The organism is Bacillus sp. JJ1127 (assembly GCF_036965845.1).
Classification (GTDB): domain Bacteria; phylum Bacillota; class Bacilli; order Bacillales; family Bacillaceae_G; genus Bacillus_A.
In genome coordinates this window covers 18,086-26,665 of sequence record NZ_JBALQK010000037.1, presented here as the reverse complement: position 1 = coordinate 26,665, position 8,580 = coordinate 18,086, and the positions used below count along the sequence as shown (strand labels likewise).

The window sequence follows — 8,580 nt, the reverse complement described above, 5'->3', positions numbered from 1 at the left end:
CTAAATTGGATAGAAACGCAGCCAAACAAATTAGGGAAGAAATCCAAGCAGAAACAAGACGGGAAAGGATGGAGCAACAGTTAAAAGAGGTAATCGCCAATTATACAGAAGGAAAGCAAACGATTGATGAGGCACTGTATTCGTTATTACATCAATCGAGTCAGATAGGAGCGAGGTTACGGCAGAAAGCGAAGAGATTTACATCTGAAAATTACGATGTGAAAGCGCGGTATGAGGTCGATGACATATACAGTTTGTTAACGGAAGAACTATGGAAATTTGTCGAAGAAAGTCCGAGTCGCTTCGAAGAAATAATAAACTATCTTGCGGTATTAGATTACCGTTGCGATTTGCGACTCACAGACTTTAAACGGCATTTTCTAGCGAAAAAAAGGACGGCAGATCGGTTAACTCATCCGAAAAAAGAAGGCGTCCTTGATTACATAGAATTGCAAGCGATAGCAAACGGAAATTATAGCGTTAGTACATTTAGGGGAAAAGAAAAGGAGGATGAAGAGGATAAGAAAGCGGAAACCAAAACGCCTGCCCGCCGTAAATATTTAATTACTGGTTACGAAGAGGATGCGTTTGAAAAGCACGTATTAGTAAATGAAATGTTAGAAGCGCCGGGCATATCCGAGGAAGAACGCCGATTACTAGATTATTTATACCGAAGCCCTGACGCCTCGTTATCTGAAATAGCGGAGGATTGCGGTTATACGAGTAAAAAAGCGGCCAGTCGCGCTATACAACGAATCGCCCGTCATTTTAACTATCTTATATGTTATTAACTATATATTTATGGTGTGTTACGGAGTGGGGCGTATGGTGGGCGGTGGTGTTAGGTATTATTCCCGTTCTTATTTCTCTTACGTTATTAAAGGTCGTAAAAAGTACTGAAATCGTGCGGGTAAAAGTGAAAAAAATAAAAAAATTTAGAGATTGAGAGAGGGGTAATTTAATGAAATGCATCTTATCATTACGCGTCGCAAGGCATTTATTAGCAAAAGGGTTTCGAATAATTGATATAGAGCAATCCAGGAAAATACCAGGTACGCTCGCATTTGTATTTGAACGGTCAGCAGAATTAGAGCAGGAATTATCAACGCTAAGAAAATAGTAAAACTACATCTAAAACGGCTAAAAGGGGCGATTAAATGGAAGCTACTAAGACCACTGAAAAAGCGCTGAGTGATACTGAAATTACTAAAAAGGTTACAGCATTTTATTATACGAATCAAAAAGTAGAATCGACGGAGGAACGTATACGCCTTGTAGAGTCGTTTTTATCAGAGGAATTATTAGTAAAAGAGGGAGATACACCTGAACGGTATGGAAAGGTCTACATGCGTCATCCTGTCATATATCGCAAGGACTTCTCTAGGAATTTTAACGTATTAGAGATATTAGCGGAGTTTATAATGCAACCGAAACAGTACGGTCCGAAAAGTGAAAAAAGTAAGGAATATCCAGTTAGTGGAGTAGAGCGTGAGCATAATAAACTACAACGGCAGAAAGAAAAAGAAGCCCCAATCTTATTTGATATCGATGAGAAAGAAACCTATGGATACGGCGTTCATGAAAGCGAATTAGTTCTAAAATAATTTAATTTTTTTCGATTTAATACTGATATTTTGGGGTGCTAAATTCCATACATAAGTGTAGAGGTTGTATTTACTACCTCACGCATTGGATTAGTTTTATGGACGTCCCTTCTATTTACCTATTAAGCGTCAATTTTAGAGAGATTGAGAAATTAGAAGATAAATAAGGACAGAGGTGATTAATTTGGATCGACAGACATTTCGTGATTTACGTGTATATCTTGGACTCACCCAACATGAATTCGCAGACAAGTTGGATGTGCATCGTAGCACCGTAGGGAATATTGAGTGTGGTTTAGTGCCGTTGAGCGATGGAATCAGAATGCGGGCATTTAAGTCGTTCGGTATAGACGCAGAAATGCTAGAAAAACTTAAGGAATACAGAAAACTTTCGATGTAGGGCGGTGGACTCTTGGAGGAAGTACTAATACATGTTTATGAAGGAAATCACACGCTTTATACAACTACTGGGCGTATTATCTCCGATGGAATATTCGAAGAGGACAAGCCCGAAGAATCAAACTCAAATGAAGAAGATGACGAAAATACAGTTAAAGGAGGTGATTGCTAATGGCTAAGAAAAGCAACAAAGCACTACGTCCTAAACAAGAATTACGAAAACGTAAGAAAGTTCGTGAGGGAAGAGGTTGGACGGTAAAGTTATTGGAAATCTTACAAGAAAAAGAAGCTAAGGCGAACTAGTTTATTAAATTACTAACTTAAAACGATTATGAAGGAGAAGATCATGTGAGTAATAAACAAGAGAACAAAGACAATCAAACGAAGTTATGTACAAAATGCCAGGCTACAAAACAATTAGAAGAATTTTACGGAGTAAAGCGCTCGCATTGTATCGACTGTGAGCGAGAAGAAGCACGTATACGAATGCGAGCCTATAACGATACAATGCGCGGGAAAGCGAGCCAAGCGCTACAAGCGTCACGAAAAGCCATAAAAAAGTTAGATATAGACGTGTACGACGATTTAAAGCTTATAGATGTCATATTCGCCTTTGCGATGGCAGACAGTGAATGTCAGTATTGCAGGAAACCAACAGAAGATTATCAGCTAGAACATATCGTAGCATTATCCAAAGGCGGGAGAAATACGTTGAGTAATATAACCGTGGCTTGTCCGTCGTGCAATCGATCTAAAGGCAGTAAAGATGTACTATCCTGGCACGCCTTTAATAGAAAAATCCCGAACGAAAACATGATAGCGGTTATCGAGCGAATGGCATCGAGAAGAGGTATTTCTATGGCGCAAGTGACAGACGAATTACAAGGTTTATAAGACGAGGAGGAAACGGAATGACTATAAATATCCCAAAGCAAACACATAGAGTATATATGGAAAGGTCTTTAGTAATAGGACAAGACCGCTACGAGGCAGGACAAATCTATACTGTAGATGCAGAAAGATTTAATAGATTAACGACACCTAATGAAGATGAGAAAACACCGGCAGCAAGCAAGGTATATTTTCCGAGCTTAGATGCCATCGAGCAATCCGTCGATTATGCGGTCGACACTTATAAGAAGCAACGAGACGATCTGAAAAACCACCCGCGTTTTGATGACGCACCTTCTATGCGTACTTACGAGTTACAACAATTAAGAAAAGAATTAGACAAGCAAGTTGCAGAGTTGAGAGATAGGTACGAAATCGAAATTCAAGCGATACAACGTGAGACAGCCGATAAAATGTATACGTTACAGGCATCCGAGGACACATCGTACTTAAACGTTGCATCCACGCAACTCCAATTCGGGAATCCGGTGACAACATTACAGAGTTTACTACTTAAAGCGGATCAAGTAGACGAGGCAGGGAAATTAGCGATATTGCAGTCATTCAGTGATATTGCAGATAAGGCAAAGTCACATAAACATTATTCATATTACAAAATCGACATTGAGAAGAAATTGGACGAGCTATACGAAATAGCAAGCAATGTTCCGACTATCCGAGAAAATGAACGACGCTTGCAACAATTGGACGAACTATATAAACATAAATCCGGCGTAGATTCATCTTATCGTATGTTGAACATTACAGAAAAGGTGTGATGAAAGTATGACTGATTTCGAAAAAGAACAACTAACCGCACAACTAGAACGATATAGGGAGTCACACGAAGCATTAATCGAGCTACGAAAGCGTGAAGTTCTTCGCGATAAGGGTTTTACAGGGCGAGACGTAGATAATGCAATCGAACATTTAAATGGCGAAACAAAAGAAGAAATTGAAACATCGCTAAAAAGCCTAATGGTACAGTTACGTGTCGAGGAACGGAAGCTGGGTGTTGATCCGAGTCCTGGCAATGGATTACGCTACACACCACCGACAATAGACCCGACGGAAATTGGACGGAAGATGTATGAAAGAGTTAAAGAAAAGAAATCTAGTGTAAGAAGTCTAAGGGAAATTAAAGAGTAGGGAGTCGCTTTTTAGCGGCTTCTCTATTTAAAGGATAGGAGCGGATAATATGAAGTATATGAAGGAAGCGCCGATGATTGATTACGACAATCTAGATAAAAAGATTGAAGAAATCCGAGCGAGAATCGAAGCGCATAGACAGGAGCGTATTGACAAGGACTTGCCACCGGATCGACCCGATTATTTCGTAGATAGGGAACTAAGCAAAGTATTGTCCGATAAGGTTGAGTGTCTTTTTGACTACTTTAAAGGATACGGCGCTTTACTAGCACGAACACGAAAGCTACACCCAACGGAGTATAGTACGATTCAACAGAAGTACGGCGATTACATTCTATTGTTAAGTGAAGCGATTGACCAGGCGCACAATGTAACGGGTAATTGTCTTCGGAAGTTATTAGAAACGTTAAAACGTATCGATGCAAACGAAATCAGCTACGAGAAAGCCAGTCGTGAGATATATTACGCATTTAAAGCATTAGAGTTACGTAATATTGGGATAAGCAAATTTACCGAAGAGCCTTTACCGGAAATAGACGAAGGACGTTTAGTGCGGCTGCAGAACGATGATTCGTTTTTACAATCGGAAGTAGAACGTTATTTAAAATACTACGAAGAAATTAAACACTTAATATAAGGAGGCAATACGATGGACCTACGTGACCTAAAACAGGAATTAACAGACGAACAATTACATGCAGCGACGAAATTAGTCGAGAATAGTTTCTCCGGGCGGGGACGGAAAACACTCGAAGAGATTGCAGAAGAACTCGGCATTAGCCGTACTACATTATGGACGTGGAGTAATGACGTTAATTTTATCCGATATAAGGAAGCTTTATCCGATCAATTGTTGCGAGACAATATCGATCTTGCGAATGGGCAGCTACTCGCATTGATTCGCGGGGACTTCACGAATAATGGGACGCCTGCTATCAAAGCGTTGGAACTTTATTACAAACTAAGTGGCAAACTAGTCGAGAAGAAAGAAATTACGACTACTAGCGATAAGCCGAAAGTTTCCCAAAGAGATATCGAGCAAGAACTAGCGGCGTTAGGCGAAGGGATTTAATTATGACGGCGGTATGACTGCTTATGAAGCTCGAAACGGCTACGAAGAAGATAGCGTACTTTTTGGCGAAGCGTAATAGCTTCGCTTTTTTACTCATTTATTTATGAAGAGAGAGGGAGAACTAAAATGCCGAAGGAAAGAACGAACGTAAAAATGAAGCAATGCTCATACTGTAGAAAGATGAAATCAACTGCGGGCGGTTTCCACAAAGAAACGAAATCACCCGACGGGCTACAGACACGCTGTAAAATCTGTAACGTAAAGGCACACACAACTGGCGAATATACCGTGACGGAATTTATCGAGGTAGATGGTAAGGAAACCGAAGTAAAGCAATGTAAATCCTGCGCTGAAAAGTTTCCGCTAGATAGCTATTATCGAAATGGGCGTGGGGGATTTAAGCCGATTTGCAAGCGATGCTATGAAGATAAATACGATAGAGCTAGAGCCGTAAAACAAGCGTTAGATAAATCACATACAAACAAAATGCAGCGGCAAGGAATCGCATCGTTTAGCGTAACTGCCGTCGGCTCATTCACATTCGAAGAAAATAACGTTTCTAGTGCGATTAAGCAGCTATTATCGGAACTTATCCCCGACAGTGTGTTACAATTAATAGAAGCGGAAAATGAGAATCTCCAATTGACTGGACGTGTGATTGGTTGGACAGTTTAAGAAGGTTGTATAAAAAAGGGAGATGGCGCAAAGATGGCGAGATCAAATGAGAATGATTTAACGGAGAAATTGGCAGAAGGTCACCGAAAATATGGTGACGGCAACTTTACAGTACAGAATATCGGCGATGAAACTAATCCGAATTGGACTGTCGTAAAAAATGTGAGGAAGGGATCGGCAGGTATTCGCGAAGAGGAAGATATATTAAGACTGCGATCAAAATATATAAAATAGTGCGGAAAGGTACGCCGAGATTCGCATTTTAAGACGATTATTTTTTATTCCGTGGATAAGAGGATTCATCTAAATGCGTCAGAATTTTCGATAGGGAATCGATAGAACAAAAAGGCATTCAACATTGACGTAGAACTACTATATAGCGTATAATATTAATTAACAAAAACGGTCAGTTGACCGCCCAAATGAACGTTCAGCAAACGATGAAAGAATCGTTTATATATCGTAGGTAATTGACGGGTCGGGAGTTCGAATCTCTCCTGGGACGTCCTTTAAAACTGTTAAGTTCATTATGAACTTAACAGTTTTTTTGTTTTTAGGTAATACTAAAAAGATTCTACCTTTGAAGAAATCACTTAAAAAATCATCAACAAAAATCAACTTCCTAAATATAATTTAGGAGTTTTTTTGTGACTAAAAAACAGGAGTGTTTTATGTTTCATTTAATAAAAAAAGAACCCTAAACTTTTGGTCTTAGGGTTCTAATATGAAATAATCATTTTAAAGTTTTTATAAACCTACTTTGTTGCTTTTCGTCCCACTAATACCCAGTATAGAGATAAACTGAAAAGGGTAATGAGTACGAGAATGAATAGAATATTACTAAACATGGAAGCATCCGCATTGTTTATCATTCCTAGGAAATTTTTCTTCATTGCGGAATGGTCCATCATTGCAGCTGTATAGGCAATTCCGATTGACATAGCGACATTAAGTGTTAAATTATAAAATCCGATTGCTGTTCCTGTTTTTTCTTTATCAATTGTACAAATGCAAGAATCAAGTAATGGTGCATACATGAATGCAAATGAACTAGAGAATAGAACCATAGATATTACGAATACAACAACAGAAGTTTTTATAAAGAATCCGCCTAATAGTAAGCTGAGCATAATGCTGCACATAGCGATTGTAATACATTGCTTGCTTCCCATAACCTTCGCAACTTTTCCGGAAAGAGCCCCGACTATAGTAGCTGCTACATAGCCTGGAATCAATAATAGTGAAATTGTATCTAGCTTCAAACCATAAATCTTTTCAAGCAAGAATGGAAATAGGAAAATATATGCTAACTGTACAGAGTAGATTACAAAAGCAACTCCAAGCAATGAGATAAACTGTTTATTTTGAAAGAAGGATATACCGATAAAAGCCTTCGAGTTCTTGCTGATATAAGTAAGGAACAGGGCAATTGCAACAATAAACAAGATCAGGTACATCCAATTGAAATCTGTAATGTATAGTAGTAGAGACGCTGAAATGGCTCCAACTAAGAATAATCCTAATACATCTACATGACCGTTTTGCGCTTCTTCCTTAGGAAGATATTTTAAAATAAAAGGAAGAGTTAAAAGTGTTACTAAAGAAATTAAAAATAGAGTTGTCCAATGGAAATATGTTGAAACATAACCACCAGTTAATGCACCGATAAGCTGTGAAAGAGCAAAACTACTTGTACTTAATCCTAAAAATTTCTTTTGTTCATCTGCAGGTAAATGCTTTGTAACAAATATTACATATAACGTTTCAGCTGATGCTAAACCAGCAGTTTGGACAATACGTGAAATAACAACTAGTAAAAACGAATGTTGAAAAATATATCCCATGATGGAACCAGCGCAGATTAAAATAATCCCAGCGCTAAAAAGTTTTCTAAAACTAATGGAATCCGCTAAAGCTGCATAAACCACCGCCCCAATTCCAATCACAAGGCCAGCTAGGGTTGCTTGCCAGCTAACTGTTGTCGCTGAAATGTTAAAATCTTTTGCCATATCAACAGAAATAATCTTAAACGAATTGTCAATTACTAAACATAATAGAAATAACAGTAAGGTAACAGGTACTGCTTTCTTGGCACTATATTTCTGAGTTTTCTTCATGCTTACATCTGCATTTATTGTAGACATAGCTATATTCCTCTCCTCTTGTTATTCAGGGAATTGTCTTCCTGAGTCATGATTGTCTGGCCTTTAACTACCAATTGATCCTTTTGTAAAAGGATGGTTTCAGTAATTTCTACACCATTTGTTTAATAGGGGATTCCTTGTGCACAGTTGTACCCATTTTTGTTCGTTCCTTCTTCTGGCGCTTAAAAGGAAACGTTTTCATAAACAACTAAAAACATCTTGCTTTTTGATTACGCTTTCATGGTGATGCATAATAATTCTTTGAACTATATAATATTGTCTGTTTATCTAAAAACTTGTATGCACCTGAATAACGAAAAAGATACCATGCTTTTCATTATTCAGGTGCATAAAAGGAAGCATTTTCATGAAGAATCAAAAATATCTTGCTTTTTGATTACGCTTTCATGATCGTGCATGATAACTCTTTGAAATATACAATATTGTCCGGTTGTCTAAAAACTTGTATGCATCTGAATAATGAAAAGGATACCATACCTTTTCTTTGCTCACAACCCATCTTTCTTTTGGAATTTGTCTTTTTTGTTACAAAAAAGCGGTGTATTTCGTATGAAATACACCGCTTCCAAATTAAATATATATAAATTCATTTTCATTTTTCGATATCTAAATCCCTGCTATGCAG

General features: G+C 38.2%; 14 protein-coding genes. 13 read left to right on the top strand and 1 reads right to left on the bottom strand.

The genetic code is table 11. The features are described 5' to 3' along the window. From V7183_RS04825 to V7183_RS04770, 13 genes are all read left to right on the top strand, one after another. The coding region (locus V7183_RS04825; protein ID WP_335358866.1) for a hypothetical protein at positions 1-791 on the top strand (791 nt) is incomplete at its 5' end. A gap of 170 nt (positions 792-961) precedes the next feature. After that, positions 962-1,120, top strand: coding sequence for a hypothetical protein (locus V7183_RS04820; RefSeq protein ID WP_335358865.1), 159 nt, complete (start codon positions 962-964; stop codon positions 1,118-1,120). Between the two features lie 37 nt (positions 1,121-1,157). Then, the gene (locus V7183_RS04815) at positions 1,158-1,604 is read left to right on the top strand and encodes a hypothetical protein (RefSeq protein ID WP_335358864.1); all 447 of its coding nucleotides are present in this window, start codon (positions 1,158-1,160) and stop codon (positions 1,602-1,604) included. A 175-nt stretch (positions 1,605-1,779) separates the two neighbouring features. Further along, positions 1,780-2,004 carry a helix-turn-helix transcriptional regulator gene (locus V7183_RS25915; RefSeq protein ID WP_438825153.1) on the top strand — a complete coding sequence of 75 codons (225 nt, stop codon included), beginning with the start codon at positions 1,780-1,782 and terminating at the stop codon, positions 2,002-2,004. Between the two features lie 12 nt (positions 2,005-2,016). Next, on the top strand, positions 2,017-2,175 hold the full coding sequence (locus V7183_RS04810) for a hypothetical protein (RefSeq protein ID WP_335358863.1): 159 nt from the start codon (positions 2,017-2,019) through the stop codon (positions 2,173-2,175). Further along, a complete protein-coding gene (locus V7183_RS04805) occupies positions 2,175-2,306 on the top strand; it encodes a hypothetical protein (protein ID WP_335358862.1) in 132 nt (43 codons plus the stop codon). Before V7183_RS04810 ends, V7183_RS04805 begins: the two co-directional genes overlap by 1 nt. Before the next feature lie 45 nt (positions 2,307-2,351). After that, positions 2,352-2,897, top strand: a complete 546-nt coding sequence (locus V7183_RS04800; RefSeq protein ID WP_335358861.1) for an HNH endonuclease — start codon at positions 2,352-2,354, stop codon at positions 2,895-2,897. A gap of 17 nt (positions 2,898-2,914) precedes the next feature. Then, a complete protein-coding gene (locus V7183_RS04795) occupies positions 2,915-3,673 on the top strand; it encodes a hypothetical protein (protein WP_335358860.1) in 759 nt (252 codons plus the stop codon). Between the two features lie 7 nt (positions 3,674-3,680). Continuing rightward, the gene (locus V7183_RS04790) at positions 3,681-4,043 is read left to right on the top strand and encodes a hypothetical protein (RefSeq protein ID WP_335358859.1); all 363 of its coding nucleotides are present in this window, start codon (positions 3,681-3,683) and stop codon (positions 4,041-4,043) included. Positions 4,044-4,092: 49 nt separating this feature from the next. Next, positions 4,093-4,680, top strand: a complete 588-nt coding sequence (locus tag V7183_RS04785; protein WP_335358858.1) for a hypothetical protein — start codon at positions 4,093-4,095, stop codon at positions 4,678-4,680. Between the two features lie 12 nt (positions 4,681-4,692). Next, positions 4,693-5,115, top strand: coding sequence for a phBC6A51 family helix-turn-helix protein (locus tag V7183_RS04780; RefSeq protein WP_335358857.1), 423 nt, complete (start codon positions 4,693-4,695; stop codon positions 5,113-5,115). A gap of 126 nt (positions 5,116-5,241) precedes the next feature. Further along, positions 5,242-5,790, top strand: a complete 549-nt coding sequence (locus tag V7183_RS04775) for a hypothetical protein (protein WP_335358856.1) — start codon at positions 5,242-5,244, stop codon at positions 5,788-5,790. 33 nt (positions 5,791-5,823) lie between these two features. After that, positions 5,824-6,024 (top strand): cytoplasmic protein, encoded by a 201-nt coding sequence (locus V7183_RS04770; protein ID WP_335358855.1) that lies wholly within the window; start codon positions 5,824-5,826, stop codon positions 6,022-6,024. A gap of 521 nt (positions 6,025-6,545) precedes the next feature. Here V7183_RS04770 and V7183_RS04765 read toward each other — a convergent pair. Continuing rightward, entirely contained in the window at positions 6,546-7,934 is a 1,389-nt protein-coding gene (locus V7183_RS04765; RefSeq protein ID WP_335358854.1) for an MFS transporter, read from the bottom strand. Positions 7,935-8,580: the final 646 nt, after the last annotated feature.

Bases quoted from the DNA above. Each gene is read 5' to 3' on its own strand.
- V7183_RS04790 (WP_335358859.1), top strand. From the start codon at position 3,681: ATGACTGATTTCGAAAAAGAACAACTAACCGCACAACTAGAACGATAT.
- V7183_RS04770 (WP_335358855.1), top strand. From the start codon at position 5,824: ATGGCGAGATCAAATGAGAATGATTTAACGGAGAAATTGGCAGAAGGT.
- V7183_RS04815 (WP_335358864.1), top strand. From the start codon at position 1,158: ATGGAAGCTACTAAGACCACTGAAAAAGCGCTGAGTGATACTGAAATT.
- V7183_RS04765 (WP_335358854.1), bottom strand. From the start codon at position 7,934: ATGTCTACAATAAATGCAGATGTAAGCATGAAGAAAACTCAGAAATAT.
- V7183_RS04805 (WP_335358862.1), top strand. From the start codon at position 2,175: ATGGCTAAGAAAAGCAACAAAGCACTACGTCCTAAACAAGAATTACGA.
- V7183_RS04795 (WP_335358860.1), top strand. From the start codon at position 2,915: ATGACTATAAATATCCCAAAGCAAACACATAGAGTATATATGGAAAGG.
- V7183_RS04820 (WP_335358865.1), top strand. From the start codon at position 962: ATGAAATGCATCTTATCATTACGCGTCGCAAGGCATTTATTAGCAAAA.
- V7183_RS04780 (WP_335358857.1), top strand. From the start codon at position 4,693: ATGGACCTACGTGACCTAAAACAGGAATTAACAGACGAACAATTACAT.
- V7183_RS04785 (WP_335358858.1), top strand. From the start codon at position 4,093: ATGAAGTATATGAAGGAAGCGCCGATGATTGATTACGACAATCTAGAT.
- V7183_RS04775 (WP_335358856.1), top strand. From the start codon at position 5,242: ATGCCGAAGGAAAGAACGAACGTAAAAATGAAGCAATGCTCATACTGT.